The organism is Microbacterium sp. Be9 (genome assembly GCF_011754135.1).
GTDB lineage: Bacteria > Actinomycetota > Actinomycetes > Actinomycetales > Microbacteriaceae > Microbacterium > Microbacterium maritypicum_A.
The window spans coordinates 141,337-167,649 of the sequence record NZ_WNWT01000004.1 but is presented as its reverse complement, the minus strand read 5'-3'; the positions used below and the strand labels follow the sequence as shown (position 1 = coordinate 167,649).

The following is a 26,313-nucleotide window of genomic DNA, read 5'->3' as shown; positions in this document are numbered from 1 at the left end:
TGTCTGAGCTTAGAGGCGCTCGGCCACGTACTCGGTCAGGTCGACGAGACGGTTGGAGTAGCCCCACTCGTTGTCGTACCAGCTGGAGACCTTGATCAGGTTGCCACTCACGTTGGTGAGCGTCGAGTCGAAGATCGACGAGTGCGGGTTGTGCACGATGTCGCTCGAGACGATCGGGTCCTCGTTGTACTGGAGGTAGCCGGCGAGGCGACCCTCGGCAGCGGCCTTCTTGTACGCCTCGTTGACCTCGTCGACCGTCAGGTTCTCACGGTCGGTGATGAGGGTGAGGTCGACGATCGAGCCGGTCGGAACCGGAACGCGGTACGACGAGCCGCTGAGCTTGCCCTGGAGCTCCGGGAGCACCTCGCCGATGGCCTTGGCAGCACCGGTCGACGCCGGCGTGATGTTGATCGCGGCAGCACGTGCACGACGCAGGTCGCTGTGCGGGCCGTCCTGCAGGTTCTGGTCGGCGGTGTACGCGTGAGCCGTCATCATGAAGCCGCGGTCGATGCCGAACGCGTCGTTGAAGACCTGGGCGAGCGGCGCGAGGCAGTTCGTCGTGCAGGAGGCATTGGAGATGATGTGATCGGTCTCCGGGTTGTACGTGTCCTCGTTCACGCCCATGACGAACGTGCCGTCGACACCGGTGCCCGGGGCCGAGATGAGGACCTTCTTCGCGCCGGCCTCGATGTGCTTCTTGGCGAGTTCAGCCTTGGTGAAGAAGCCGGTGGACTCGATGACGATGTCGACGCCCAGCTCACCCCAGGGGAGGTTGGCGGGGTCGCGCTCGGCGAACGCCTTGATCGTCTTGCCGTTGACGGTGATGCTCTCATCGTCGTAGCTGATCTCGGCGTCGAGGACGCCGCCCACCGAGTCGTACTTCAGCAGGTGCGCCAGGGTCTTGTTGTCGGTGAGGTCGTTGACGGCGACGATCTCAAGGTCCGCTCCCTGCGCGAGAGCCGCGCGGAAGTAGTTGCGTCCGATGCGGCCGAAGCCGTTGATACCGATCTTGACAGACACTCAGGTCTCCCTGTTTCTCGTGCACTGCACGCTGCTTTCCAGCACGCGTGGAGCGCGGGGTTTTTTGGCTGAGAGGGCGTCCCGACGAGCCGTGGCCCGTCGGGACGCGACCCGATTACGACAGTACCAGCAGGCCGTTCGTCTGCTTGCGGGCGACCTCGAGGCGCTGGGCGACGTTCTCCCAGTTCGCGATGTTCCACGCGGCCTTGACGTAGTCGGCCTTCACGTTGAGGTAGTCGAGGTAGAAGGCGTGCTCCCACATGTCGAGCTGGAACAGCGGGATCGTGCCCTGCGCGGTGTTCGACTGCTGGTCGAACAGCTGCTGGATGATCAGACGCGAGCCGATCGAATCCCAGCTGAGGACCGCCCACCCGGAGCCCTGGATGCCGGTCGCCGCTGCCGTGAAGTGCGCCTGGAACTTCTCGAACGAGCCGAAGTACTCGTCGATCGCCGCCTTCAGCTCACCCTCGGGCTGACCGCCGCCGTTCGGCGACAGGTTCGTCCAGAAGATCGAGTGGTTGACGTGACCGCCGAGGTTGAAGGCGAGGTCCTTCTCGAGCTTGTTGACGTTCGCGAGGTTTCCGCTCTCGCGCGCCTCGGCGAGCTGGTCGAGTGCGGTGTTCGCACCCGTCACGTAGGCCTGGTGGTGCTTGTCGTGGTGCAGCTCCATGATCTTGCCGCTGATGTGCGGCTCCAGGGCTGCGAAGTCGTAGGGAAGGTCGGGGAGCGTGTAGGTCGCCATATCGCTTTCATCCAATCCGCGCCGCGCCGCGGCGCTTGCCGATCCTCCGCGCCGCCGATGTGCGGCGTAGAGCGGACGTGATTCATCCTACTGACGACAACGCGGCGGCGCCCCCGATCCTTCCGTCGTATGACGAAAGACCCGCCGTCCGGGTGCCGGTCGGCGGGTCTTGGTCGAGAGGCGGATCAGACGTCGAGTCCGACGGGGACCGCGGCTTCCGTTCCGGGGATGCCCTCCTGCTGCGCGCGCTTGTCGGCCATCGCGAGCAGACGGCGGATGCGGCCGGCGACGGCGTCCTTCGTCAGGGGCGGGTCGGCGTGGTGGCCGAGCTCGTCGAGGCTGGCGTCGCGGTGCGCCAGACGGAGTTCGCCGGCCACCTTGAGATGATCGGGGACTTCGTCGGCCAGGATCTCCAGTGCGCGCTCGACACGTGCGCACGCCGCGACAGCGGCCTGTGCGGAACGGCGGAGGTTCGCGTCGTCGAAGTTCACGAGACGGTTGACGCCGGCACGCACCTCACGGCGCTGGCGGAGCTCCTCCCACGCGATGGCGGTCTTCTGTGCACCCATCTCGTTGAGGATGGTGCGGATCGCCTCGCCCTCGCGCACGACCACGCGGGGCATCCCGCGCACCTCGCGCGCCTTGGCGGCGACTCCAAGGCGGTGCGCCGCACCGACGAGGGCCATCGCGGCCTCCGACGAGGGGCAGACGACCTCGAGCATGGCCGAGCGTCCGGGCTCGCTCAGGGATCCTGCGGCGAGGAAGGCACCGCGCCACAGTCCCGCGACCTCGGCCCGCGAGCCGGTGGTGAGCCTGTTGGGCAATCCGCGCACGGGGCGCCGACGCTGGTCGAGCAGCCCGGTCTGACGGGCGAGGGTCTCCCCCTGCGCGATCACGCGCACCGCCCAGCGTGCGCCGTCGTTCGCGGTGCTCGACTGGACCTGGGCGATCTCGGGTCGCACACCGTAGATCTCGGCGAGGTCACGAGCGACGCGGCGTGCAAGGGTCTCCGCGTCGACCTCGGCCTCCACGGCCACGCGACCGGCGATCGAATGCAGACCACCGGCGAACCGGAGGATGGCGGTCACTTCCGCGACTCGCACCGTCGGGGGTGCATTGCGGATGCTGACCAGCTCGGCCTTGACGTCGGTGGTTAGTGCCACGACACTCCTTCACGTTCACGCGCCGGATCGCGACGCAAACGTCCAGCTTACTCGGCCGGACGGCCCGCTACTCTCGGCCCAGGTCCCGGTGACGGACGTTCACGGCGACGCCCGGGATCGCGGCGAGGCGGCGCGACAGCTCCTCCGACATGGCGACGGAGCGGTGCTTTCCCCCCGTGCAGCCGATCGCGATCGTCGAGTGACTCTTGTTCTCGCGCTGATATCCCTCGAGCACCGGCACCAGCGCCGCGGAGTAGGCGTCCAGGAATTCCATCGCGCCATCCCGGGAGAGCACGTACTCGCGAACAGTCTCGTCCTGCCCCGTCAGGCCCCGCAGCTCCTCGTTCCAGAACGGGTTCGGCAGGAATCGCATGTCCGCGACGATGTCGACATCCGTCGGCAGCCCGTACTTGAACCCGAAGCTGAGCAACGTGACCCGGTGTCGCGCCTCCCCCTCCTCGGAGAAGATGTCGGAGACCTGGGTGGCGAGCTGGTGGATGTTGAGCGTCGACGTGTCGATCACCAGGTCGGCTGCTTCCCGGATCGGCGCGAGCCGGGCTCGCTCGATGCGGATGCCGTCGAGCAGGGTACCTTCGCCCTGCAGCGGGTGCGGTCTCCGCACGGACTCGAACCGACGTACCAGGACGTCGTCGGACGCGTCGAGGAAGAGCACGCGAACGGAACCGCGGGAGCGCAGTGCGCGCGCCACGCCGGGAAAGTCGTCGAAGAGGTTGCGCCCGCGCACATCGACGACCGCCGCGACCTTCGGCAGAGCAGTGCCGCCCATATCGGTCAGATCGAGCAGCGGACGCAGGATCTGCGGAGGCAGGTTGTCGACGACGTACCAGCCGAGATCCTCGAGTGCGTTCGCCACCGTCGTCCGACCTGCGCCGGACATTCCCGTGACGATGAGGAACTCGCCCTTCTCCCCGTCAGTCATTGCTCAGTGCTCCCTCTCCCCCTCGGCCTCCAGCCTAGCGAGTGGACAGGTGCGTGTGGATGTTCTGAGCGAGCACGGGACCGATTCCCTGGACTTCTTCGATCTGTTCCGGCTCGGCGGCGCGGAGAGCGGTCACCGAACCGAAGTGCTTGAGCAGCACCTTGATGCGGGAGGCCCCGAGTCCCGGTACCTCGGCGAGCACCGAGCCGATGTCGTTGCGCCGCCTCTTGCGCTGATGCGTGATCGCGAACCGGTGCGCCTCGTCGCGCAGGCGCTGCAGAAGGTACAGGGCTTCGCTCGTGCGGGGCAGGATCACGGGGAAGTCCTCGCCGGGGAGCCAGACCTCCTCGAGACGCTTGGCGATGCCGCAGACCGCGATCTCGGTGTGTCCGGCGTCGCGGAGCGCTCGGGCCGCGGCCTCCACCTGCGGCTGTCCCCCATCGACGAGGAGCAGCTGCGGCGGATAGGCGAATCGGGGCTTGCGTCGCACCGTCGCCTCCCCGACGTCTTCCGCCACGACCTCGTCGGTCGTCGGGTCGATGGCCTCGGGCTCTTCGGGACGATCGAGGTAGGCCAGACGGCGACGGAGCACCTGGTACATGGAATCGGTGTCGTCGGTCGTCTCGGCGATGTTGAACGACCGGTACTGGTCTTTACGGGGAAGCCCGTCTTCGAACACCACCATCGACGCGACGACATTCGTGCCACCGAGGTGGGAGATGTCGAAGCACTCGATGCGCAGCGGTGCTTCGTCCATGCCGAGCGCCTCCTGCAGGTCGGTCAGCGCCTGGGTTCGAGCGACATAGTCGGTGGTGCGTCGCGTCTTGTGCCGGATCAGTGCCTGCTGCGCGTTGAGCGTGGCGGTGCGCATGAGGTCGGCACGCTGGCCGCGCTGCGCGACCGCGATCTCGACCTTCTTGCCGCGGCGCTCACGCAGCCACACCTCGAGCTCCGCGGCGTCATCGGGCAGTGTCGGAACCAGGATCCGACGCGGAACGTCCTGCGCCTCTCCGTAGGCCTGCTGCAGCACCTGCTCGACGAGCTCGCCGCTGGAGATGTCGATCTCCTTCTCGATGGTCAGGGCGCGCACACCACGCACCCTGCCGCCACGGATCACGAAGTGCTGGACTGCGGCGGCGAGTTCGTCTTCCGCGATCCCGAACAGATCGGCGTCCTCGTCGCTGGGGAGGACCAGTGCGCTCTTGCCCAGCACGGCTTCGATCGCCGAGAGCTTGTCACGGTACTTGGCCGCTGCTTCATAGTCCATCGCCGCGGATGCCGCCAGCATCCGTTTCGTGAGCTCGCGGGTGAAACGCTCATCGCCACCTGCCATGAAGGCGACGAAGTCGTCGACCATGGCACGGTGCTCCTCGATGCTCACTGTCATCGAGCAGGGGCCCCCGCACTTGCCGATCTGCCCGGGAAAGCACGGACGGCCTGTCTGCATGGCACGCCGGTAGCTGGAGTCGCTGCATGTGCGGATCGGGAAGACCTTGATCATCAGGTCGATGGTCTCGTGCACCGCCCAGACCTTCGGGAACGGACCGAAGTACCGTGCGCCGGGGATCTTGCGGTTGCGGGTGACGATCACTCGGGGTGCTTCGTCCGCGAGAGTCACGGCCATGAACGGGTAGGACTTGTCGTCCTTGTAACGCACGTTGAAGGGCGGATCGAACTCCTTGATCCACATGTATTCGAGCTGCAGCGAATCGACATCGGTGGGGACCACCGTCCACTCGACGGACGAGGCGGTGGTGACCATACGACGGGTGCGCTCATGCAGCGTGCGCAACGGTGCGAAGTAGTTCGACAGACGCTGACGCAGGTTCTTCGCCTTGCCCACGTAGAGCACCCGGCCGGCAGAGTCGCGGAAGCGGTACACGCCGGGGTCGGTGGGAATCTCCCCCGGCCTCGGCTTGTACGACAGCACATCGGCCATCAGCTGGCCTTCCGCGCGGAGCGCCCCTCACCCAGGATCTCGCCGAGGAACAGCCCGGTGTGGCTCGCCTCGACGCGGGCGATCTGCTCCGGAGTGCCCGTGGCGACGATCTGGCCACCGCCGGAACCGCCTTCGGGCCCGAGGTCGATCACCCAGTCCGCCGACTTGATCACGTCGAGGTTGTGCTCGATGACGATCACCGTGTTGCCCTTGTCGACCAGGCCGTTGAGCACCTCGAGGAGCTTGCGGACGTCTTCGAAGTGCAGACCCGTGGTCGGCTCATCGAGCACGTAAATGCTGCGCCCGTTGCTGCGACGCTGGAGCTCGGTCGCCAGCTTGACGCGCTGCGCCTCGCCGCCGGAGAGCGTCGTCGCCGACTGGCCCAGCCGCACGTACCCGAGCCCGACGTCGACGAGCGTCTTCATGTAGCGGTGGATCGCCTGGATGGGCTCGAAGAAATCGGCTGCCTCCTCGATCGGCATCTCGAGCACTTCGGCGATGTTCTTGCCCTTGTAGTGCACGGCGAGCGTGTCGCGGTTGTAACGCTTGCCGTGGCAGACCTCGCAGTCGACGTACACGTCGGGCAGGAAGTTCATCTCGATCTTGATCGTGCCGTCACCGGAACATGCCTCGCATCGACCGCCCTTGACGTTGAAACTGAATCGGCCGGGCTGGTATCCACGGACCTTCGCCTCCGGTGTCTCACTGAAAAGCGTGCGGATGCGGTCGAACACCCCGGTGTAGGTGGCCGGGTTCGATCGCGGGGTGCGGCCGATCGGCGCCTGATCGACGTGCACGACCTTGTCGAGGTTGTCGAGCCCGGTCACCCGCGTGTGCTTGCCCGGAACGGTGCGTGCACCGTTCAAGCGCGACGCCAGCACCTGGTAGAGGATGTCGTTGACGAGCGACGACTTGCCGGAGCCGCTGACCCCCGTGACCGCGGTCAGGACGCCGAGCGGGAAGTCGGCGGTGACGTTGCGGAGGTTGTTCGCACGGGCCCCGACCACACTGAGCATCCGCTTCTTGTCGATCTTCCGCCGCTTCGTCGGCATCGGGATCTCGCGGCGACCGGAGAGGTACTCCCCCGTCATCGATGCGCTGTCATTGAGCAGCGCCGAATACGGGCCCGAATGCACGACCTCGCCACCGTTGACTCCGGCACCGGGACCGATGTCGACGACCCAGTCCGCTGCCTCGATGGTCTCTTCATCGTGCTCCACCACGATCAGGGTGTTGCCGAGGTCGCGCAGGGTGAGCAGCGTCTCGATCAGGCGGCGGTTGTCGCGCTGGTGCAGTCCGATCGACGGTTCATCGAGCACGTAGAGCACGCCGGTCAGCCCCGAGCCGATCTGCGTCGCCAGCCGGATGCGCTGCGCCTCTCCACCGGAGAGGGAGCCCGCCGAACGACTGAGGTTCAGGTACGAGAGACCGACCTGCAGAAGGAAGTCGAGGCGGAGGCGGATCTCGCGCAGCACCTGGGCCGCGATCTTCGCTTCACGGTCGGTGAGGGTGAGGGTCTCCATGAAAGCGCGCGCGTCGGCGAGGCTGAGATGCGAGACCTCGGCGATGGAATGACCGTGCACCTGCACGGCCAGGACCTCGGGCTTGAGCCGGTTGCCATCGCACACGGGGCAGGGCACCTCGCGGAGGTACTCACCCCAGCGGTTGCGCTGGTTGTCGGACTCGGCTTGCAGGTACTGCCGCTCGATGTACGGAACCACGCCCTCGAAACCGGAGGTGTATCGCATCTCGCGGCCGTAGCGGTTCTTCCACTTGACGGAGACCTTGTAGTTCTCGCCGCGCAGCACGGCGTTCTGCACGTCGGAGTGGAGTTCGCGCCAGGGGGTGTCCAAGGAGAAGTCGAGATCATTGGAAAGACCTTCGAGCAGACGCTCGTAGTACTGGAACAGGCCCTTTCCCTGAGTCGTCCACGGGATGATGACGCCCTCGCGGATCGAGAGGTCTTCGTCGCCGAGCATCAGATCGACGTCGACGGACATGCGCGTGCCGAGCCCCGAGCATGCAGGGCAGGCGCCGAACGGCGCATTGAACGAGAACGTGCGCGGTTCGATCTCGGTGAGAGTGAGGGCGTGCCCGTTCGGGCAGGCCAGCTTCTCGGAGAACGTCTGCCACGCGTCGTCGCCCTCGCCGTCGACGTAGTTGATCTGCACCACCCCGCCCGCGAGCCCGAGCGCCGTCTCGACCGAATCTGTGACGCGCCCGAGTATGTCGTCGGACGCGACCAGACGGTCGACCACCACCGCGATGTCGTGCTTGTAGCTCTTCTTCAGCGTGGGCGGCTCGGCGAGCTGGATGAGGTCGCCGTCGACGATGGCCCTCGAGTATCCCTTGGCACCGAGCTCGCGGAACAGGTCGACGAACTCGCCCTTCTTCTGCGAGACGATCGGCGCGACGACCTGATAGCGCGTGCGCTCGGGGAGCTCCATCAACTGATCGGCGATCTGCTGCACCGTCTGACGCTGGATGCGTTCGCCGCATTCAGGACAGTGCGGAATACCGATACGCGCCCAGAGCAGGCGCATGTAGTCGTAGATCTCGGTGATCGTGCCGACGGTCGATCGCGGGTTCCGGTTGGTCGACTTCTGGTCGATCGAGACGGCAGGGCTGAGGCCCTCGATGAAATCGACGTCCGGTCGGTCGACCTGGCCGAGGAACTGGCGCGCGTACGCGCTCAGCGATTCGACGTAGCGACGCTGCCCCTCGGCGAAGATCGTGTCGAACGCGAGGCTGGACTTCCCCGATCCGGACAGGCCGGTGAACACGACGAGGGAGTCGCGGGGAATGTCGATGTCGACGTTCTTGAGGTTGTGGACGCGGGCACCGCGGACACTGAGTTTTCCGGAGGAGGCAACGGGGACGATGGGCACCGAACAAGTCTACGAGGGGCCACGGACATTGGCTCCGCGAGGACGCTCGGCGACCGATTCCTCTCCCGCCGATCGTGCCGGCCGCGGCACATCCGAGCTCCGGACGGCTCTCAGCGCCAGCCCGACACCGAGCACGAGCATCACTGCGGCGAGCGGGGCGAGCGCCGTGATCCCCTGCTCGACGTTCGACGGCGCCAGCAACCAGGCCGCGAGGACGACGGGCTGCGCCAGCAGCTGGATGATGCAGAAGCGCGACAGGCTCGGCCCCAGGACGGCGAGGGCGACACGCGAGGAGATCGGGATCACGAGGCTCAACGATGCGAGCACGTGGATCGCGTGGACGAGCAGGACGGCGAGGGCTGTGCGTCCCGGATCGGGTGGGGTCAGGAGGACTCCGAACACCAGGCACGCCGCCGCGAACCACGCCGCCAGGGACCGCGGGAGCACGACAGCGAGGACCGCGGCGATCACCGCCACGCCCTGCCACAACGGGAATGGAACGAGCACGACCGCCCCTGCCCATACCATCGCGACGAGCAGGAGCCGCACCGTGACGCCGGGCACAGCCGCCCGCACCCGGAACGAACGGAGACCGCGTTTCACCGCCGCACCGTCCGCATCCGCTGCTGACGGAGCGCCGCGAGCCGCATCGCGACGTCGACGTCCTGATCCGTCCACGCGACGACCTCTACGCCGGCATGCCGGAGCTCGACGAGGATGTCCGCGCGTTCCGCGAGCAGGGTCCGGAGCGCGATGCGCTGCTCACGGCTGAGCCGGCTCTCGTCCGGAGCCGGGAGCACGTCGACGGCGACCACGGCGTGCCCCGCCGCCCGCCAACGGATGGCGAGCTGGGCGGCGACACCGTCGAAGAACGTGGAGAGCACGAAGACGATGGATCCCGCAGGCACGACCGGCGACCGGCGGTACCGGGAGTCCTCGTCACTCTGACCCGTCGCCGCGATCACGTCCCACACCCGCGCGAGATGACGTGCACCTCCACCGGAGGGAAGGCTGAGACCTCCGGGCGACAGCGCGTGGTACGCCACCCGATCACCGACGCCGACCGCCGCGGTGGCGATGGACAGCGCGGCCTCCCGCGCGAGGTCCAGCGAGGTGACGCCTGCCCGGTCGGCATCGTCCGCTCCCCAGGCGGCGACGACGGTCCCGAGATCCTCCGCGGTGTCGACCGCGATCACCACCGAGGAATCGCTGAGGGTGGCAGTGCGTCGCACGAGCAGTTCACCCGGTCGGCGAGCGGCGCGCGCGGTCGCCCGCCAGTCGACGCGGCGCAGTTCGTCGCCGGGGGCGAATGGATGGATGTCACGGAAGTCTCCGCCCTGGCCGGGCCGCGATCCCTCATGGGCACCGTGCAGACCTCTCAATCGCGGCGCGACCGGGAGACGCTCGATCCGGACATGCCGCGGCGGTGTATTCCACCCCAGTGCGACGCGAGGAGCAGCCTCGGTGACCCACGCGCCGTCGAGAGCGACCCCGCGCACGGTCACTCCGAGCAGCTCCAGAGGACCGGAGTGCTGCAGGCGGTTGCGCGACGTGAGGACGGAGCTCCCGACCTTCACGTCGGCGGCCCCCGACCGCTGCTCCTCCTGATCGACCGCGATCTGGAGCCAGTCGCCGTCGAGGACCGCATCTGCCGCGGCGATGACCTCCGATGAGCCGTCCGAGCGCTCCGGACGTGCACGCAGCTCGATCGACAGCACATCGTCACCGGGCCGACGCAGCAGCATCCATGCCGTCGCGAGCGCGAGCGGAAGCCCGATGCCGATCACGTCGGGTCGCGAGAAGACGAGCCCTACGGCAGCGAGGATCGTCGAGCCGGCGAGTCCGATCGCGATCACGGGCGTCCGACTCCAGTGCACGGGGGCACGTGCCGTGACACGGACCTGCTCGGTCATCGCACCGCGGCCACGGTCGGCGGCACCGGCGTGGCCTCGACCACCGTCGCCACGACGGACCGGGGATCCACTCCTTGCGCCCAGGCCTGCGGCGTCAGGGTCAGCCGGTGCGCGAGCACGGGTTCCGCGATGCGCTTGATGTCGTCCGGCCGCACGTAATCGCGACCGTCCAGGGCCGCGAGTGCGCGGCCGAGCAGGACGAGAGCCTGCGATCCGCGCGGCGAGGCGCCGACCGCGACATGCGTCGCATCCCGCGTCGACCTCGTGAGCTCCACGCAGTACCGGGCGACATCGGCATCGACGTGGATCCTCTCGACGGCTGCCTGGATCGCGAGGAGCCCCCGTTCGTCGATGACCGGATCGACAGACGCATCGGGGCTCTGTCGGCGTACGCGGTCGAGGATGATGCGCGTCTCATCGTCCGGCCCGGGGTAGCCGACGGCGAGCCGCACCATGAACCGGTCGAGCTGCGCCTCGGGAAGCGCGTACGTGCCCTCGTACTCGATCGGATTCGAGGTCGCGATCACGTGGAACGGACGCGGTAGGGCGAAGCTGTTGCCCTCGACCGTGACCTGATGCTCGGCCATCGCCTCCAACATCGCCGACTGGGTCTTGGGAGTGGTGCGGTTCACCTCATCGGCCAGGAGCAGGCCGGTGAAGATGGGGCCGGGTCGGAACACGAACTCACCGGAGGCCGGTGCATACACGTAGGAGCCGGTGACGTCGCCCGGGAGCATGTCCGGCGTGCACTGCAGGCGACGGAAACCGAGGCCGAGCGCGGACGCCAGGCTCCTCGCCGCGAGAGTCTTCCCCAACCCCGGAACGTCTTCGAAGAGCACGTGGCCACCCGCGAGGATCGCAGCGAGGGCGAGCGTGAGGGGCTCGTCCATCCCGACGACGGCGCCGCGTACGCTGTCGAGCACTCGACGCCCCGTGGCGGCGATCTGCGTGGTCTCCTGGCTGCTCATCCGGTCTCCTCCGTGTCATTCGGGATTCGTTCGATCGCGTCGAGCACGATCTCGATGTCGGTGCTCCGCACTTCACGACCGTGCAGGGCGTCGCGCACTCCCCCGCCGAGCAGCGCGTCGATGCGCGCGTGATGCGTGGGATCGTCGAGGTCGAGTCCACGCAGGGCGAGTCGTCTTCTCAACACGCTCTGCACCCGGCGCACGACGACGTGCCCGGCGACTCCCGTGCGCGTGTTGATCGCCCAGGCCATGCGGGCTACCTCCGAGCCGCGCGTCTTGCGGCTCGGCTTCTCGGGGGGCCAGACAGGCCCGACCTCGATGAACTCCTGTCGGCAGGCGCACACCACCGCGATGGCGAGGATCATCCAGGCGAAGACGAACGGAACCGGAAAGCCCACCTGACCGAGCAGGAGCAGGACGATCACAGCGACGGCGGAACCGACGCCCAGGACCAGGATCCGTCTCTTCATCGCCAGCCCTTCTGGATGCCGCGGAGGCACTCGGCTGCTCGGGCCCGATCGCGCTCGTCGGCGTCGTGCCCGCCGAAGCGCACCTGTTCGTAGAGGCCCAGCAGGGCGACGACATCGTCGGCGATCCCCGCACGTCGGCCGATGATGCGAACGGTGAACTCCGACGGCGTCTCGTTGACGCCGCGGCCGGCGCCGGCATCCGCCGCCGATTCCTCCAGGCCCACCCACGCCGCCACGATGCTGTCGCCGGGCAGAGGCCGACCGTCGATCGTCCTCAGCGCCTCCGCGATTCCACGCTGGATCGTCGCCTCGTCCGGTTTGGCGTGGGCCGCGGGTGCGATGACGACCCGGGCATCGACCCGCGCCGCCTCGCGACGCGCGAGCGGACGGTCACGCCAGAGACCCACGAGGTAGCGGATCAGGAATCGAAGACCGAGGTACACCATCGCGAGCACGACGGCGACGACGACCGCCGCGAGGACGTAGCCGATGATCGCGAGCAACGGCGAATCCTCAGGGGGATCGAACGGCGGTGGCGCGGTCTCCGTCGGCGCCGTCGGCAGGACGTCGTCACCTGCCCGTTCCTCGGTAGCGGTGAACCATCCTCCGAACTGCGGAAGGCCCTGTGCCGAGGCAGCGAACATGATCGTCGCGAAGAAGCCGGCTATCGCGATCAGCGGGAGCAGAAGCCCCCGCGGCCGGTCTGTCCCGGCACGCTCCCGCACCGGGATCGAGGGCTCGGGGCGCGACATGCCTCCACCCTAGGGGGCTGCTCCCCCACCTCGTGGTCGTCGATTCCCGCGAGCCGTGGGCGCACGACGCGTCAGCCGAGGTCAGGACGACGCCCCGCGAAAGGTCCGAGACCGTCCCGAAGCGCCGCGATCTCGTCGACGCCCATGCCGACCGCCGCCATGACCTGGTGCGGAACGTCGACCGCCCGGTCACGCAACGCCGTTCCCGCCGGCGTGAGCGTGATCTCCAGGCGCCGCTCGTCCTCGCTGCTGCGCTGACGCACGACCAGCCCCTCCGTCTCCAGCCTCTTCACGAGCGGCGAAGCCGTCGCCGGCTCCATGGCGAGATCGATCGCCAGGTCGTTGAGAGTCCGCGGCGACCGCTCCCACAGTGCCAGCATGACGAGGTATTGGGGATGAGTCAGCCCCAGCGGCTCGAGGATGGGACGGTACAGGGCGACGACATTGCGCGCCGCGGTCACCAGGGCGAAGCAGAGCTGGTTCTCGAGCCGGAGCAGGTCATCGGATGCTGTCACAAGGGAGACTATACATCTGCACTAATAGTTAGTACACTAATGAACATGGCACAGGATTCCGATCGCCCGCCCCTCCGTACTCGCATCCGCGACGCCGGAGGGCTGTATTCCTGGGTGAACACGAACCTCATCCGGTTCGCGGGACCCGCATCCGTCGGCCCCTACGAGAAGACTCCGCCCCCGAGCGCCGCAGAGCGCGCCGAGCGCGCCTGCCCTCTCTGCGGCGCACCGATGACGGAGCACGAGATCGACCGCACCGGGCCGAAGACCCTGGTGCACTGCCCGTAGCGGCCTCGACCTTGGCGACGGTCCCGCCCGTCGCGTCAGTTCTCCTCTGGAGCCTCGTTCGCCGAACCCGTCGACTCCCGAGCGACGTCGAGCCAGAACATGAGCGCGGTGTCGTCCTCGATGGCCCCGGCCGCCACGTCGAGCCAGCCGGAGCTCATCGTGCGCGCACCCATGACGGCCCGCGCTGCTCCGGGCTCCGTGAGCAGCGCGGCACCGTTCTCGTCATCGACGCGCACCAGAAGGACGCCACCCGGACGCGCGCCGACGAGGATGCGGCCGTCGTCGAGGAACGCCCTGGTACCGAACATCCGACGCTCTTCGATCTCGGTGTCCACGCCCAGCAACGCACGCACCCGATCGGCGAGTTCGTTCCCCGCAGCATCCATCAGCCCGCCTCCTACGCGTGCCCGGCGCGCTCCATGGCACGGAGCTCTTTCTTGAGGTCCTGCACTTCGTCACGCAGGCGCCCGGCGAGCTCGAACTTCAACTCGGCCGCTGCCGCGAGCATCTGATCGGACAGATCCTGGATCGTGGCTTCGAGCTGCTGCGCCCCCTCGGCCGCGATACCCGTGCGGCGCAGGTTCGGCGTGGGCGACTTGCCCTTGCCGGTGGCGCGACCGCGACCGGACAACATCTCTGCCGTGTCGGCGCCCTCACGCGCCAGCACCTCGGTGATGTCGGCGATGCGCTTGCGGAGCGGCTGCGGATCGATGCCGTGCTCTTTGTTGTACGCGACCTGCTTCTCGCGACGCCGGTCGGTCTCCTCGATCGCCTTCGTCATCGAGTCGGTCATCTTGTCGGCGTACATGTGCACCTCGCCGGACACGTTTCGGGCCGCACGACCGATGGTCTGGATCAGCGAGGTCCCCGAACGCAGGAACCCCTCCTTGTCGGCGTCGAGGATCGCGACGAGGGAGACCTCGGGAAGGTCGAGTCCCTCACGCAGGAGGTTGATGCCCACGAGGACGTCGTACACGCCGGCGCGCAGCTCGCTGAGCAGCTCGACGCGACGCAGGGTGTCGACGTCGGAGTGCAGATAGCGCACCCGCACCCCGTGCTCACCGAGGAAGTCGGTGAGCTCCTCAGCCATCTTCTTGGTGAGAGTCGTGACGAGGACGCGCTCGTCGCGCTCGACCCGTACCCTGATCTCCTCGAGCAGGTCGTCGATCTGCCCCTTCGACGGCTTCACCACGATCTCCGGGTCGACGAGACCGGTCGGGCGGATGATCTGCTCGACGATGCCATCGGCGATGCCCATCTCGTACTTGCCGGGAGTGGCGGACAGGTAGACGGTCTGACCGATGCGGTTCTTGAATTCGTCCCAGCGCAGCGGGCGGTTGTCCATGGCGCTCGGCAGCCGGAACCCGTGATCGACGAGTGTGCGCTTGCGCGATGCATCGCCCTCGTACATCGCACCGATCTGCGGGACGGTCACGTGCGACTCGTCGATCACCAGCAGGAAGTCGTCGGGGAAGAAGTCGAGCAGGGTGTGCGGCGGCTCGCCGGGCGCGCGTCCATCCATATGGCGCGAGTAGTTCTCGATGCCGGAGCAGAAGCCCAACTGCTGCAGCATCTCGAGGTCGAAAGTGGTGCGCATGCGCAGACGCTGCGCCTCGAGGAGCTTGCCCTGCCGCTCGAACTCGGCCAGGCGCTCTTCCAGCTCGGTCTCGATGGTGCCGATCGAACGCTGGATGACATCGGTGCCGGCCACGTAGTGCGAGGCGGGGAAGATCGGCACGGCGTCGAGCTTCTCGATGACCTCTCCTGTGAGCGGGTGGAGCGAATACAGAGCCTCGATCTCGTCGCCGAACAGCTCGATGCGGATCGCATGCTCTTCGTAGACGGGGATGATCTCGATGGTGTCGCCGCGCACCCGGAAGTTGCCTCGCGAGAAGTCGACGTCATTGCGGTTGTACTGCATCGCGATGAACTGGCGGATGAGGGCGTCACGGTCGTAGCGCTCCCCCACCTGAAGGGCGACCATGGCGCGCAGGTACTCTTCGGGAGCCCCGAGTCCGTAGATGCAGGACACGGTCGAGACGACGATGACGTCGCGGCGGCTCAGCAGCGAGTTCGTCGTGGAGTGGCGCAGTCGCTCGACCTCGGAGTTGATCGAGGAGTCCTTCTCGATGAAGGTGTCGGTCTGGGGCACGTAGGCCTCGGGCTGGTAGTAGTCGTAGTACGACACGAAGTACTCGACGGCGTTGTTCGGCATGAGCTCGCGGAACTCGTTCGCGAGCTGTGCGGCGAGCGTCTTGTTGTGTGCGAGAACGAGCGTCGGGCGCTGCACCTGCTCGACCAACCACGCCGTCGTCGCGGACTTTCCGGTACCGGTCGCGCCGAGCAGCACGACGTCGGTCTCTCCCGCGTTGATGCGCGCCGCCAGGTCGGCGATGGCCTTCGGCTGATCGCCCGCGGGCTCATACTCGCTGATGACCTCGAAAGGACGGACACTGCGCGTGGGTTGCATACCTCCAGCGTATGCCGCCCCTCCGACATCGAGGCCGTCAAGAGGGATCCACCCCGGTCTCATCCATGCGCACGGCGTCGCCCGCCGCGACAGCATGAGGAGTTTCTTTCAGGAAGACGACTGCCCTGTGGGTGCGCCGCGCAGAGCCGAGACGGCCGCGAGAGCAGCCACGCCGCACATCGCGACGATGACGGCGACGAACCAGCCCCAGTTCGCGGCGCCGAACACGAGGCCGAGCATCCACCCGAACAGGCTCGACCCGGCGTAGTAGGCGAAGTAGTACAGCGACGACGCCTGGGCCCGACTGGCGGGGCCTGCCGCGACCGGCGTCCATCCGGAGGCGACGGCATGGGCTCCGAAGAACCCGGCCGTGAAGAGCACGAGACCGCCCAGCACGATCGTCGCCACCGGCACGAGCAGCAGGCCGGCGCCCGCGGCCATCACAGCGATCGAGGCGAGCAGCACGGGGAAGCGCCCGACCCGCGAGGCGAGCGCCCCGGCCCAGGGAGACGAGACCGTGCCGGCCAGGTAGGCGAGGAAGAGCAGCGTGACCACCCAGGCGGGCAGCACGAACGGTTCGGCCGACAGATGGAAGCCGAGGTAGTTGTAGACCGCCACGAAAGCGCCCATCAGCAGGAATCCCTGCGCGTACAGCGCCCACTGCAAGGGCGAGCGCAACGGCGCACGCAGCTTCTCCAGGATGCCGGGCCCGCGATCGGCGCGCAGACGACCGGGGACGAACCCCCTGGCGCGCGGAGTGAGCCAGAGGAACAGCGCGGCGGCGACCGCGCACATCACGGCGACCGACAGGATGCCGGCGCGCCATCCGCCGACCTCCCCGACGATCCCCGACGCGATGCGGCCGAGCAGACCACCGACCGTGGTCCCGGCGATGTAGCTTCCCGCCGCAGCGGCGGCGTGGCGGGCCTCCACCTCCTCGCTGAGATAGGCGAGCGCCACAGCCGGCACCGCTCCCAGCGCCACCCCTTCCGCGAAACGCAGGACGAGAAGCATCCCGATCTCGCCGCTCAGCGGGGCGGTGAGACCGAACACCGTGGCTGTGAGCACGCCCGTGGCCATGGCGGGCACACGACCGATGCGATCAGCGACCACCGACCAGGGGATGACCGCGAGCGCGAGGCCGAGCGTCGCGGCAGACACGCTCAGGGCTGCCGTCGCCGGGGCGACCGCGAGATCGGAGGAGATCTGCGGCAGCACGGCCTGGGCCGAGTAGAGCTGTGCGAACGTCGCGATCCCCGCGAAGAACAGACCGACGATGAGACGCCGATACTCGCGGGAGCCCGGGGCGTGACCGGAGAAGGTCACCGTGCGCTGATCCGCTCCCAGAGGGAATCCGTCTGCGCGCGTGTGCGCTCGAGAGAGTCGGACGTGTCGATCACCACATCGGCGATCGCGAGACGTCTTTCGTCGGAGACCTGGGCGTCTATCCGGTCCTGCGCCGCGCGCTCGTCCATCCCGCGCAGCTCGACGAGTCGCTGCCGACGCACAGCGGCCGGGGCGTGCGCGACCACGATGAGGTCCCAGGGGTCGTCCACCCGTGCTTCGACAAGAAGGGGCACGTCGTAGACGACGACCGCGTCGGCATCGTCGGCGAAGGCCGCGTCGAAGCGGCGCTGCGACTCTTCGCGCACCGCCGGATGCACGATCGCGTTCAGCTGCGCGAGGAGGTCGGCGTCGCCGAAGACCTTCGCGCCGAGCGCCGCCCTGTCGAGAGAGCCGTCGGGCGCGATGACATCGGCACCGAAGGTCTCGGCGATCCGCACGAGCACAGGCGACCCGGGCGACTGCACGTCACGCACGATCTGATCGGCATCGACGACGATGGCGCCGTGCTCCGCCAGACGCCGGGCGATGGTCGACTTCCCGGAGGCGATGCCGCCGGTGAGCGCGATGAGGGGCATGCCGCCAGTCTAAGGTTCGCTGCGGCCGCTCCTCACCTCGCGAGCAGCTGACGGCGCGAGCTGATCACGCCCGTGTCGAAGCCCGCCAGATGCAGGCCGCCGTGGAACCGCGCGTGCTCGATCTTGATGCACCGGTCCATGACCACCGAGAGACCTGCACGTTCCGCGATGGCCGCCGCGTCCTCGTTCCAGGACCCCAGCTGCAGCCACAGCGTCTGGGCACCCACCTCGATCGCCTCCTGAGCGATGCCGGGAAGGTCATCATGCCGACGGAACACGTCCACGATGTCGGGTACCACGGGGAGGTCGCTCAGCGTCGCGTACACGGGCTGCCCCAGGATCCGGGTCTCTCGGGGGTTCACGAGGTAGACGTCATAGGCCGTGCTGGAGAGCAGGTATGTCGCCACGAAGTACGACGCACGCGCAGGATTGTTCGAGGCGCCGACGATCGCGATGGATGTCGCGCGTCGCAGCAGACCGAAGCGCTCTTGCTGGCTCGGCCTGATCCAGGTGCGCCCGGGGATGGTCGCCGTCGCGCCGGGCAGCGCGCAGGCCGCAGCATCCGTCACGGTGGGGAGCGCGCACGCATCGCCCGATGTCGTCGCGTTCATCGGTTCGTTCCTGTCGCCGTGGTGAGAGCCTGGTCGAGGTCCCAGATGATGTCGTCGGCGTCTTCCAGTCCGACCGATATGCGGATCAGATCTGCACGCACGCCTGCGGCGACGAGCTGCTCCTCGGTGAGTTGGCGATGTGTCGTCGACGCCGGGTGGATGACCAGGGTGCGGGCATCTCCGATGTTCGCGAGGTGGGAGGCCAGCTGGAGGTTCTCGATCAGCGTCTCCCCCGCCGCCCTCCCGTCTTCGGCCGCGACCCCGAAGGCGAACACCGAACCGGGCCCGAGGGGCAGGTACTTGGCCGCACGCTCATGATGCGGGTGTCCTTCGAGCCCTGCCCAGGTCACGTAGGCGACCCGCGGGTCGGAGGCGAGCCAGTCGGCGACGACTCGGGCGTTCGCGAGGTGCGCGTCGATGCGCTGCGGAAGGGTCTCGATGCCCTGGAGCAGATTGAACGCCGACTGCGGACTGAGCGCGGGGCCGATGTCGCGCAGCTGTTCGGATCGGAGCTTGGTGAGGAAGCCGTACTCCCCGAAGTTGTCCCACCACTTGATGCCGCCGTACGAGTCGACGGGTTCGGTCATCTGCGGGAACTTGCCGTTGCCCCAGTCGAACGTGCCCTTCTCGATGACGACGCCGCCGAGCGTGGTGCCGTGTCCGCCGAGGAACTTCGTCACGGAGTGGATGACGATGTCGGCGCCGTGCTCGAGGGGACGCGCGAGGTACGGGGTCGCCAGCGTCGCATCGACCACGAGCGGCACACCGGCCGCATGGGCGACGGCCGCCAGTCCTTCGACGTCGGCGATCTCTCCCGAGGGGTTGCCGATCATCTCGACGTAGACGACCTTTGTCTCAGGACGGATAGCGGCGGCGAAGTCGGCAGGATCGGTCGAGGCGACGAATGTGGTCTCCACACCGAAGCGGCGCAGCGTCACGTCCAGCTGAGTCACGGTGCCGCCGTACAACTGCGCAGCGGCGACGACGTGGTCACCCACGCCGACGAGGGCTGCGAACGTGATGAACTCCGCGCTCATCCCGGATGCGGTGGCGACGGCGCCGATCCCGCCTTCGAGTGACGCCAGACGCTCCTCGAGGGCCGCGACCGTGGGGTTGCCTATCCGGGAGTAGATGTTGCCGTACTTCTGCAGCGCGAAGAGGTTGCCGGCATCCGCCGCGTCGTCGAACACGAACGATGTCGTCTGATAGATCGGCACGGCCCGCGCGCCGGTCGAGGCGTCAGGGGTTCCGCCGGCGTGCAGGGCCCGAGTGCGGAACCCGAAGCGATGTTCTTCCGTCATGATGTCCTCAGTTCAGCGGTGTCGAGAGTTCAGCGGTGTCGAGAGTTCAGCGCTACCGAGCACGTCGGCGATATCGTCGACGGCCCAGGGATTCTGCAGCGAGGTCGTGTCTCCGAGCGGCTGGGCATCGCGACCTGCTCGGCGGTCCTGCTCGGCCTCCCACAGCTGCGCCAGGAGTCGCCGCATGATCTTGCCCGAGCGTGTCTTGGGGAGGTCCGGTACCACCACGATGTGCTTTGGCTTGGCGACAGGGCCGATCGACTGCGCGACCTGCGCACGCAGGTCGGCCGGCGTCACTTCTGCGCGGCCCGACGGTGTCACGAACGCGACGACGGCCTGCCCGGTGATCGGGTCGGACACGCCGGCGGAGCCGGCTTCACCGACGGTGGCATGCGCGACGAGAGCCGATTCGATCTCGATGGTGGAGAGCCGGTGTCCGGAGACGTTGACGACGTCGTCGAGTCGGCCGAGGATCCAGATGTACCCGTCGGCGTCTCGCGTCGCACCGTCTCCGGCGACGTAGAAGCCACCGAACTCGCCGTGACCGGCATACGCCGACCAGTAGGCGTCGCGGTAGCGCTTCGGGTCACCCCACACCGTGCGAGCCATCCCGGGCCACGGGCGGCGGACCACGAGCGTTCCGGAGCGGCCGGGTTCGACCTCGCGTCCGTCCTCGTCGACCACCGCGACGTCGATCCCCGGCAGGGGCACCGACGCCGAGCCCGGCTTGAGTCGTGTGACCCCGGGCAGCGGCGCGATCATCGCGGCGCCCGTCTCGGACTGCCACCACGTATCGATCACCGGAAGCTCGTCACGGCCGAAGTTGCGGCGGAACCACACCCAGGCTTCGGGGTTGATCGCCTCGCCGACCGTGCCGAGCAGGCGAAGGGTCGAGAGATCGTGCCTGGTGGGGAGCTGCGTGCCGAACCAGGTCATGAAGGTGCGGATGAGGGTGGGGGCCGTGTAGTACACAGTCACCCCGTATCGCTCGATGATCTCGAGATGGCGCTCCCGGTGCGGAGAATCCGGGGTCCCCTCGTAGATGACCTGGGTGAGACCGTTCGAGAGCGGTCCGTAGATCTCGTAGGTGTGCGCGGTGACCCAGGCGAGGTCTGCGGTGCACCAGTGCACGTCGTCGGGCTTCGCATCGAAGTGCGCCCAGTGCGCCCAGCTCGCCAGCGTGAGATAGCCGCCCGACGTGTGAACGAGGCCCTTCGGCTTCCCGGTGGTGCCGGAGGTGTAGATGATGAAGAGCGGATGCTCGGCCTCGAACGGCTGCGCGTCGTGCACAGCCGAAGCGGTGTCGACGATGTCATGCCACCAGACATCGCGCCCTTCTGTCCACGGCACGTCCTGTCCGGTGCGCCGGAGCACCAGCACGTGCTCGAGTGAGGGAAGACCGGACGCGGCGACATCGGCCGTGGACTTGATCTCGGTGGCAGCGCCGCGTCGGTACTGCCCGTCGCTCGTGACCAGCAGCTTCGCACCGGTGTCTTCGAGGCGGAAGCGCACGGCTTCGGCGGAGAAGCCCCCGAAGACCAGCGAGTGCACGGCGCCGATCCGCGCGCAGGCCAGCGTGATCACGATCGTCTCGACGAGCACGGGAAGGTAGATCACGACACGGTCGCCCGCCTCGACGCCGAGCGCCACGAGGGCGTTGGCGGCGCGGCACACGCGCTGCCGCAGGTCGGAGTACGTCACCGCGACACGGTCGCCCGGCTCCCCCTCGAAGTGCAGGGCGATCTTGTCGCCTCGGCCGGACTCCACGTGCCGGTCGACGCAGTTGACGGCCACGTTGAGCGTGCCTCCGGTGAACCAGCGCGCCGCAGGCATCGCATCTCCGCTCGGCGGCTCCCACTCATGGGGTGTGTGCCAGGGCTCCGCCCAGTCGAGCCGTCGAGCCGCATCCTCCCAGAAGGCGATGGGGTCCGCCGCGGCGCGGGCGTACGCCTCCGCCGTCACGTTCGCGTGTGGGAAGTGGTCCGACGGCTCGTAGACGCGAGCCTCCTGCAATCGAACCTCGGTCATGCTCACACCCACCGACGGAGCAGGTACTTCTCCACCAGCACGAGAACGCCGTTGGTGATGGTGCCGAGCAGAGCCAACAGCACGATCGAGAGAAGGATGCGGTCCACTCGACCGCTGTTCTGAGAATCCGTGAGCAGGAAGCCGAGCCCCATGGACGAAGCGATGAGCTCAGCGGCGACCAGGAACAACCACGCCTGGGCCAGCGCGAGACGGAGGCCGGAGACGACGGACGGCACGACCGCGGGCAGCTGCACGATGCGGAACAACGACCATCCGCGCAGGCTGAACGAGCGTCCGGCCTCGACGAGCTGCGGGTCGACATGCCGGAGTGCGGAGGCGACCGTGGTGTAGACGGGGAAGAACGCCCCGATCGCGATGAGCGTGACCTTGGACTCCTCCCCGATCTGCATCCAGAGGATCAGCAGCGGCACCCAGGCCAGCGACGGCACGGCGCGGATGGCGGCGAGCGTCGGGCTCAGCAGCACGTCGCCGAGCCGGGACAGCCCCACCACTCCCGCCGCGGCGAGACCGATCAGGGAGCCGATCGCGAATCCGAGCAGCACGCGCTGCACGGAGATGGCGATGTGGGTCCAGAGCTGGCCGCTCTCCGCGAGCTCGACACCGGCCTGGAAGACCGAGGCGGGCGTGGGCAGGCGGTAGGGCGGGATGAGCCCGTTCGTCGTGACGACCTGCCAGACGATCAGGATGATCGCCGGGAGGAGGAGGCCGGCGACGATGCGAACGACCGGACGGTCCCAGGTGCGCCGGGCAGCGGCATCGGGCCGCCTGAGGTCGCCTTTCGCGAAGTCGAGCGCGTCCCGCGAGTCGGCGGGCACGATCACGCGCTGGTCGAGTTCACTCACTCGCCGTCGACCGCCTTTTCGGCGAAGGTCGCGTTCACGATCGAGGAGAGCGCCTTGTCGACGGAGTCCTTGCCGCCCTGCACGTCGCCGGACTCCACGAGCACGGGGGCGATCTTCTCGAGCACGGCGATCTGGTCGTCGCCGGGGACGCCGCTCACGTCGAGGTTCGAGCGCTCCTCGATCACGGTGGTGGCGACGCCGAGGTCGATGCCGGCGACCTCGGCCAGGAGCGCCGCAGTCTTGTCGGGGTTCTCCAGCGCCCACTCGCGTGCCTGCTCGTAGGCGTCGACGACCGCCTGCGCGAGGTCGGGGTGGTTCGTGATGAAGTCCTCGGTGGCGTTGAGGAAGCCGTACGTGTTGAAGTCGACGTTGCGGTAGATGAGCTTGTCACCCGACTCTGCCTCGGCCGCGGCCATGATCGGGTCGAGACCCGACCACGCGTCGACCGAACCGCCGTCGAGAGCCGCCCGGCCGTCGGCGTGCTGCAGGTTCTGCACCTCGACGTCCGAGAGCGACAGGCCGCCCTCTTCGAGCGCCTGCAGCAGGAAGAAGTAGGGATCGGTGCCCTTGGTGGCAGCCACGGAGGCGCCCTTCAGATCTTCGATCGACGTGATATCGCTGTCCGGTCCGACGACGATGGCCGCCCACTCCGGCTGCGAGAAGATGTCGATGACCTGGATGGGCGAGCCGTTGGCACGGGCAAGGAGCGCCGCGGATCCCGCGGTCGAGCCGACGTCGACCGAGCCGGAGCGCAGCAGTTCGTTGGCCTTGTTGGAGCCGGCGGACTGCACCCACTCGACGGCGACGTCATCGCCGAGGATATCTTCGAGGATGCCCTGGTCACGGATCACGAGGCTCAGCGGGTTGTATGTCGCGAAGTCGATCGACAACGTGTCGGACGACCACTCGGTGGTCCCGGAGGTGGGCTTCGTGTCGGTGGCCGCGGCGTTCTCTCCCGCGACGCAGCCGGTCGCGACGAGCATCATCGTCCCGGCGATCGCGATCGCGGGGATGATTCGGCGGGTGGTGATGCTCATCGGGTCTCCTCGGCGGTGCGGTGGTGGGTGTCGACGCCGAGGCCTTCGAGAAGGTCGGCGCGCAGGTCGGCGAGACCGCGATCGGCGCGGTCTCTGGGGCGGATGCCCGGAACGGTGATCGTGCGGGCGATGGAGGACTCGTCGCCGTCGGCCGCGCCCAGCGTGCGCAGCAGGAGGACACGGTCGGCGAGATAGAGGGCTTCTTCCACATCGTGCGTGACGAGGAGGATCGTGGTGGGCTCCGCGGAGTGGATCTTCAGCAGCAGATCGTGCATGCGCAGGCGCGTCAGCGCGTCGAGCGCTCCGAAAGGCTCGTCGAGCAGGAGCACGCCGGGGTTCCGGGCGAGAGCCCTGGCCAGGGATGCGCGCTGGGCCATGCCGCCGGACACCTCGCGCGGATGCTGATCCGTCGCATGATCGAGGCCGACCAGCTGCAGCAGCTCACGGACGCGTTCGCGGCCGAGGCGGCGTGCGGTGCCCCGCGGGAGGCCGAGTTCGACGTTCTGTGCGATCGTGCGCCACGGGAGCAGCCTCGGCTCCTGGAACGCCACGGCCGTGCGCTCATCCACGTCGGCGACGGGCGTGTCGTCGAGTCGGATGCCGCCTCGTGTCGGCGCGTCCAGACCTCCGACGAGGCGCAGCAGGGTCGACTTGCCGCAGCCGGAGGGCCCGACGACGGCGACGATCTCACCGGCGGCTATGTCGACGTCGACGCCCCGCAGCACGTCGCGGTGGCCGTGCGGCAGAGGAAACGATCGTTCGATGCCTTCGAGCCGAACGGCCTGTGCCGTACCCACCGCCGTCGGAGCGGCGGCGGTGCGCGGTGCGGGCAGCAGGGTGGTCATACGCCCATGCTGGCCGAGCGGATCGGTTGTCACGAATGCCGTCGTAATGTTGCGTCACGCGCGGGATTCCGTGGTGTGGATATGCGAAACGGGCCGCCACACCCGCCCGAAGGCGAGGTGACGACCCGTTCCCGAATGCTGCTTAAGCGTTGCCGCCCGAGAGCTTCTCGCGCAGAGCGGCGAGAGCCTCGTCGTCCGCGAGGGTGCCGGCGCCGGCAGCCTCGCTGGTGAAGGTCTGACCGCCGAAGTCGTCTCCGGCCGCAGCCTCGGCCTCGGCCGCCTTGACGACCTGAGCCTTGTGCGCCTCCCAGCGAGCCTGGGCTGCAGCGTACTCCTGCTCCCATGCCTCGCGCTGGGCGTCGAAGCCTTCCTTCCACGCACCGGTCTCGGCGTCGAAGCCCTCCGGGTACTTGTACTCGCCGTTCTCGTCGTACTCGGCGAGCATGCCGTACAGGGCCGGGTCGAACTCGGTGCCGTTGGGGTCGACCGACTCGTTGGCCTGCTTCAGCGACAGCGAGATGCGACGACGCTCGAGGTCGATGTCGATGACCTTGACGAAGACCTCTTCGCCGACCGACACGACCTGCTCAGCCAGCTCGACGTGCTTGCTGGAGAGCTCGGAGATGTGGACGAGGCCCTCGATGCCGTCTGCGACGCGGACGAACGCACCGAACGGGACGAGCTTGGTGACCTTACCCGGCGTGACCTGTCCGATCGCGTGGGTACGGGCGAAGACCTGCCACGGGTCCTCCTGCGTCGCCTTCAGCGACAGGGAGACGCGCTCGCGGTCGAGGTCGACCTCGAGGATCTCGACGGTGACCTCCTGGCCCACCTCGACGACCTCGGAGGCGTGCTCGATGTGCTTCCAGGACAGCTCGGAGACGTGCACGAGGCCGTCCACGCCGCCCAGGTCGACGAACGCACCGAAGTTGACGATCGACGAGACGACACCCTTGCGGACCTGACCCTTGTGCAGGTTGTTCAGGAACGTGGTGCGCGACTCCGACTGCGTCTGCTCGAGCAGCGCACGGCGGCTCAGGACGACGTTGTTGCGGTTCTTGTCGAGCTCGAGGATCTTGGCCTCGATCTCCTGGCCGAGGTACGGCGTGAGGTCGCGGACGCGGCGCAGCTCGATGAGCGAAGCCGGCAGGAAGCCACGGAGGCCGATGTCGACGATGAGTCCACCCTTGACGACCTCGATGACCGTACCGGTGACGACGCCGTCGTTCTCCTTGATCTTCTCGACGTCTCCCCAGGCACGCTCGTACTGTGCGCGCTTCTTGGAGAGGATCAGACGGCCTTCCTTGTCCTCCTTCTGGAGAACGAGGGCCTCGACCAGATCGCCGACAGCGACGACCTCGTTGGGGTCGACGTCGTGCTTGATCGAGAGCTCGCGCGAGGGGATGACACCCTCGGTCTTGTAGCCGACATCGAGGAGGACCTCATCGCGGTCGATCTTGACGATCGTGCCTTCGATGATGTCGCCGTCGTTGAAGAACTTCAGGGTCTTCTCGACCGCGGCCAGGAAGTCCTCAGCAGATCCGATGTCGTTGATGGCGACCTGCTTGGTGGCCGGGGCGGTCGTTGCGGTAGTCATGTAGTGGGTTGTCCTTGTTGAATGGAGACTCGGGCTGGGAG

Annotated in this window: 24 protein-coding genes; 1 reads left to right on the top strand and 23 read right to left on the bottom strand. The window is 67.9% G+C overall.

Annotated elements, in window-relative coordinates:
• Positions 1 to 9: 9 nt before the first annotated feature.
• From gap to GLO27_RS04930, 12 genes are all read right to left on the bottom strand, one after another.
• Positions 10 to 1,020 (bottom strand): type I glyceraldehyde-3-phosphate dehydrogenase, encoded by a 1,011-nt coding sequence (gene gap, locus GLO27_RS04985; protein ID WP_021201517.1) that lies wholly within the window; start codon positions 1,018 to 1,020, stop codon positions 10 to 12.
• A gap of 115 nt (positions 1,021 to 1,135) precedes the next feature.
• The gene (locus tag GLO27_RS04980; protein ID WP_021201518.1) at positions 1,136 to 1,762 is read right to left on the bottom strand and encodes a superoxide dismutase; all 627 of its coding nucleotides are present in this window, start codon (positions 1,760 to 1,762) and stop codon (positions 1,136 to 1,138) included.
• Between the two features lie 185 nt (positions 1,763 to 1,947).
• Positions 1,948 to 2,925, bottom strand: coding sequence for a DNA-binding protein WhiA (whiA, locus tag GLO27_RS04975; RefSeq protein ID WP_017830285.1), 978 nt, complete (start codon positions 2,923 to 2,925; stop codon positions 1,948 to 1,950).
• 67 nt (positions 2,926 to 2,992) lie between these two features.
• A complete protein-coding gene (rapZ, locus tag GLO27_RS04970; RefSeq protein ID WP_021201519.1) occupies positions 2,993 to 3,865 on the bottom strand; it encodes an RNase adapter RapZ in 873 nt (290 codons plus the stop codon).
• 34 nt (positions 3,866 to 3,899) lie between these two features.
• Positions 3,900 to 5,804, bottom strand: a complete 1,905-nt coding sequence (gene uvrC, locus GLO27_RS04965) for an excinuclease ABC subunit UvrC (protein ID WP_167253906.1) — start codon at positions 5,802 to 5,804, stop codon at positions 3,900 to 3,902.
• A complete protein-coding gene (uvrA, locus tag GLO27_RS04960; protein ID WP_021201521.1) occupies positions 5,804 to 8,692 on the bottom strand; it encodes an excinuclease ABC subunit UvrA in 2,889 nt (962 codons plus the stop codon). Before uvrA ends, uvrC begins: the two co-directional genes overlap by 1 nt.
• Positions 8,693 to 8,701: 9 nt before the next feature.
• Entirely contained in the window at positions 8,702 to 9,295 is a 594-nt protein-coding gene (locus GLO27_RS04955) for a hypothetical protein (protein ID WP_167253904.1), read from the bottom strand.
• The gene (locus GLO27_RS04950; protein ID WP_208323549.1) at positions 9,292 to 10,605 is read right to left on the bottom strand and encodes a DUF58 domain-containing protein; all 1,314 of its coding nucleotides are present in this window, start codon (positions 10,603 to 10,605) and stop codon (positions 9,292 to 9,294) included. Before GLO27_RS04950 ends, GLO27_RS04955 begins: the two co-directional genes overlap by 4 nt.
• Positions 10,602 to 11,573 carry a MoxR family ATPase gene (locus GLO27_RS04945; protein ID WP_167253902.1) on the bottom strand — a complete coding sequence of 324 codons (972 nt, stop codon included), beginning with the start codon at positions 11,571 to 11,573 and terminating at the stop codon, positions 10,602 to 10,604. Before GLO27_RS04945 ends, GLO27_RS04950 begins: the two co-directional genes overlap by 4 nt.
• Complete coding sequence (locus GLO27_RS04940; protein ID WP_243844746.1) at positions 11,570 to 12,043, bottom strand: hypothetical protein; 474 nt, start codon at positions 12,041 to 12,043, stop codon at positions 11,570 to 11,572. The genes GLO27_RS04945 and GLO27_RS04940 overlap by 4 nt, the downstream gene beginning before the upstream one ends.
• The gene (locus tag GLO27_RS04935) at positions 12,040 to 12,795 is read right to left on the bottom strand and encodes a DUF4129 domain-containing protein (protein WP_167253900.1); all 756 of its coding nucleotides are present in this window, start codon (positions 12,793 to 12,795) and stop codon (positions 12,040 to 12,042) included. The genes GLO27_RS04940 and GLO27_RS04935 overlap by 4 nt, the downstream gene beginning before the upstream one ends.
• A gap of 71 nt (positions 12,796 to 12,866) precedes the next feature.
• Positions 12,867 to 13,310 carry a MarR family transcriptional regulator gene (locus GLO27_RS04930; protein WP_021201527.1) on the bottom strand — a complete coding sequence of 148 codons (444 nt, stop codon included), beginning with the start codon at positions 13,308 to 13,310 and terminating at the stop codon, positions 12,867 to 12,869.
• Positions 13,311 to 13,355: 45 nt separating this feature from the next.
• Between GLO27_RS04930 and GLO27_RS04925 the strand changes: the two genes are divergently transcribed.
• The gene (locus tag GLO27_RS04925) at positions 13,356 to 13,598 is read left to right on the top strand and encodes a hypothetical protein (protein ID WP_172889137.1); all 243 of its coding nucleotides are present in this window, start codon (positions 13,356 to 13,358) and stop codon (positions 13,596 to 13,598) included.
• Positions 13,599 to 13,633: 35 nt separating this feature from the next.
• On the opposite strand, the gene GLO27_RS04920 is transcribed toward GLO27_RS04925, so the two are convergent.
• From GLO27_RS04920 to rpsA, 11 genes are all read right to left on the bottom strand, one after another.
• Positions 13,634 to 13,984 carry a TfoX/Sxy family protein gene (locus GLO27_RS04920; RefSeq protein ID WP_021201529.1) on the bottom strand — a complete coding sequence of 117 codons (351 nt, stop codon included), beginning with the start codon at positions 13,982 to 13,984 and terminating at the stop codon, positions 13,634 to 13,636.
• 11 nt (positions 13,985 to 13,995) lie between these two features.
• Entirely contained in the window at positions 13,996 to 16,068 is a 2,073-nt protein-coding gene (uvrB, locus tag GLO27_RS04915; protein WP_021201530.1) for an excinuclease ABC subunit UvrB, read from the bottom strand.
• A 108-nt stretch (positions 16,069 to 16,176) separates the two neighbouring features.
• On the bottom strand, positions 16,177 to 17,394 hold the full coding sequence (locus GLO27_RS04910) for an MFS transporter (RefSeq protein ID WP_021201531.1): 1,218 nt from the start codon (positions 17,392 to 17,394) through the stop codon (positions 16,177 to 16,179).
• Positions 17,391 to 17,990 (bottom strand): dephospho-CoA kinase, encoded by a 600-nt coding sequence (coaE, locus tag GLO27_RS04905; protein WP_021201532.1) that lies wholly within the window; start codon positions 17,988 to 17,990, stop codon positions 17,391 to 17,393. The genes GLO27_RS04910 and coaE overlap by 4 nt, the downstream gene beginning before the upstream one ends.
• Before the next feature lie 32 nt (positions 17,991 to 18,022).
• Positions 18,023 to 18,601 (bottom strand): CoA-binding protein, encoded by a 579-nt coding sequence (locus tag GLO27_RS04900; RefSeq protein WP_167253898.1) that lies wholly within the window; start codon positions 18,599 to 18,601, stop codon positions 18,023 to 18,025.
• Positions 18,598 to 19,902 (bottom strand): O-acetylhomoserine aminocarboxypropyltransferase/cysteine synthase family protein, encoded by a 1,305-nt coding sequence (locus tag GLO27_RS04895; protein WP_021201534.1) that lies wholly within the window; start codon positions 19,900 to 19,902, stop codon positions 18,598 to 18,600. Before GLO27_RS04895 ends, GLO27_RS04900 begins: the two co-directional genes overlap by 4 nt.
• 12 nt (positions 19,903 to 19,914) lie before the next feature.
• Complete coding sequence (acs, locus tag GLO27_RS04890; protein ID WP_167253895.1) at positions 19,915 to 21,930, bottom strand: acetate--CoA ligase; 2,016 nt, start codon at positions 21,928 to 21,930, stop codon at positions 19,915 to 19,917.
• A 2-nt stretch (positions 21,931 to 21,932) separates the two neighbouring features.
• Positions 21,933 to 22,793, bottom strand: coding sequence for an ABC transporter permease (locus tag GLO27_RS04885; RefSeq protein ID WP_136025023.1), 861 nt, complete (start codon positions 22,791 to 22,793; stop codon positions 21,933 to 21,935).
• Positions 22,790 to 23,830, bottom strand: a complete 1,041-nt coding sequence (locus tag GLO27_RS04880; protein WP_021201537.1) for an aliphatic sulfonate ABC transporter substrate-binding protein — start codon at positions 23,828 to 23,830, stop codon at positions 22,790 to 22,792. Before GLO27_RS04880 ends, GLO27_RS04885 begins: the two co-directional genes overlap by 4 nt.
• Positions 23,827 to 24,675, bottom strand: a complete 849-nt coding sequence (locus tag GLO27_RS04875; protein WP_021201538.1) for an ABC transporter ATP-binding protein — start codon at positions 24,673 to 24,675, stop codon at positions 23,827 to 23,829. Before GLO27_RS04875 ends, GLO27_RS04880 begins: the two co-directional genes overlap by 4 nt.
• 142 nt (positions 24,676 to 24,817) lie before the next feature.
• Positions 24,818 to 26,272 (bottom strand): 30S ribosomal protein S1, encoded by a 1,455-nt coding sequence (gene rpsA / locus GLO27_RS04870; RefSeq protein WP_021201539.1) that lies wholly within the window; start codon positions 26,270 to 26,272, stop codon positions 24,818 to 24,820.
• Positions 26,273 to 26,313: the final 41 nt, after the last annotated feature.

Coding starts and splice junctions, on each gene's coding strand:
- GLO27_RS04980 (WP_021201518.1), bottom strand. CDS start 1,762: ATGGCGACCTACACGCTCCCCGACCTTCCCTACGACTTCGCAGCCCTG.
- rapZ (WP_021201519.1), bottom strand. CDS start 3,865: ATGACTGACGGGGAGAAGGGCGAGTTCCTCATCGTCACGGGAATGTCC.
- uvrC (WP_167253906.1), bottom strand. CDS start 5,804: ATGGCCGATGTGCTGTCGTACAAGCCGAGGCCGGGGGAGATTCCCACC.
- GLO27_RS04950 (WP_208323549.1), bottom strand. CDS start 10,605: ATGACCGAGCAGGTCCGTGTCACGGCACGTGCCCCCGTGCACTGGAGT.
- GLO27_RS04945 (WP_167253902.1), bottom strand. CDS start 11,573: ATGAGCAGCCAGGAGACCACGCAGATCGCCGCCACGGGGCGTCGAGTG.
- GLO27_RS04940 (WP_243844746.1), bottom strand. CDS start 12,043: ATGAAGAGACGGATCCTGGTCCTGGGCGTCGGTTCCGCCGTCGCTGTG.
- GLO27_RS04935 (WP_167253900.1), bottom strand. CDS start 12,795: ATGTCGCGCCCCGAGCCCTCGATCCCGGTGCGGGAGCGTGCCGGGACA.
- GLO27_RS04925 (WP_172889137.1), top strand. CDS start 13,356: ATGGCACAGGATTCCGATCGCCCGCCCCTCCGTACTCGCATCCGCGAC.
- GLO27_RS04920 (WP_021201529.1), bottom strand. CDS start 13,984: ATGGATGCTGCGGGGAACGAACTCGCCGATCGGGTGCGTGCGTTGCTG.
- uvrB (WP_021201530.1), bottom strand. CDS start 16,068: ATGCAACCCACGCGCAGTGTCCGTCCTTTCGAGGTCATCAGCGAGTAT.
- coaE (WP_021201532.1), bottom strand. CDS start 17,990: ATGCCCCTCATCGCGCTCACCGGCGGCATCGCCTCCGGGAAGTCGACC.
- GLO27_RS04900 (WP_167253898.1), bottom strand. CDS start 18,601: ATGAACGCGACGACATCGGGCGATGCGTGCGCGCTCCCCACCGTGACG.
- GLO27_RS04895 (WP_021201534.1), bottom strand. CDS start 19,902: ATGACGGAAGAACATCGCTTCGGGTTCCGCACTCGGGCCCTGCACGCC.
- acs (WP_167253895.1), bottom strand. CDS start 21,930: ATGACCGAGGTTCGATTGCAGGAGGCTCGCGTCTACGAGCCGTCGGAC.
- GLO27_RS04880 (WP_021201537.1), bottom strand. CDS start 23,830: ATGAGCATCACCACCCGCCGAATCATCCCCGCGATCGCGATCGCCGGG.
- GLO27_RS04875 (WP_021201538.1), bottom strand. CDS start 24,675: ATGACCACCCTGCTGCCCGCACCGCGCACCGCCGCCGCTCCGACGGCG.
- rpsA (WP_021201539.1), bottom strand. CDS start 26,272: ATGACTACCGCAACGACCGCCCCGGCCACCAAGCAGGTCGCCATCAAC.